General features: G+C 36.3%; 1 protein-coding gene. It reads right to left on the reverse strand.

The annotated features are described in order from the left end of the window. A partial coding sequence (gene tuf / locus AWT63_RS03135) for an elongation factor Tu (protein ID WP_082680429.1) occupies positions 1–837 on the reverse strand: 837 nt, incomplete at both ends.

An 837-nucleotide genomic window follows, 5' to 3' on the forward strand; every position in this document is an offset into this window, starting at 1 on the left:
ACTTGTCCTCTTTCTACTTCTTCTTTCTTTATTCCTCTTAATAATGCTCCTACATTATCTCCTGCTTCTCCTTGATCTAACAGTTTTCTAAACATTTCTATCCCTGTTACTGTTGTCTTTGCTGTATCCTTTATCCCTACTATCTCTACTTCTTCTCCAACCTTTACTATTCCTCTTTCAATTCTTCCTGTTACTACTGTTCCTCTTCCTGTTATTGTCATTACATCTTCTATTGGCATTAGGAATGGTTGATCTACTGGTCTTTCTGGTGTTGGAATATATTCATCTACTGCTTTTATTAATTCTAATATTTGTCCTTCCCATTTTGCATCTCCATTTAATGCTCCTAATGATGATCCTTTTACTACTGGTATTTCATCTCCTGGGAATCCATATTCACTTAGTAATTCTCTTACTTCCATTTCTACTAAGTCTAATAATTCTTCATCTTCTACCATATCCACTTTATTTAAGTATACTACTATGTAAGGTACTCCTACTTGTCTTGCTAATAGTATATGTTCTCTTGTTTGTGGCATTGGTCCATCTGCTGCTGATACTACTAAGATTGCTCCATCCATTTGTGCTGCACCTGTTATCATATTTTTTACATAGTCAGCATGCCCTGGACAGTCTACGTGTGCGTAGTGTCTTGTTTCTGATTCATATTCTATGTGTGCTGTATTGATTGTTATTCCTCTTTCTCTTTCTTCTGGAGCTTGGTCTATGTTTTCAAAGTCTACTTTTTCTGCTAGTCCTTTTGATGCTAATACTTTTGATATCGCTGCTGTTGTTGTTGTCTTTCCGTGGTCTACGTGTCCTATTGTCCCCACGTTT

Origin of the sequence: Caviibacter abscessus, assembly GCF_001517835.1 — a bacterium.
Taxonomy (GTDB): Bacteria; Fusobacteriota; Fusobacteriia; order Fusobacteriales; family Leptotrichiaceae; genus Caviibacter; species Caviibacter abscessus.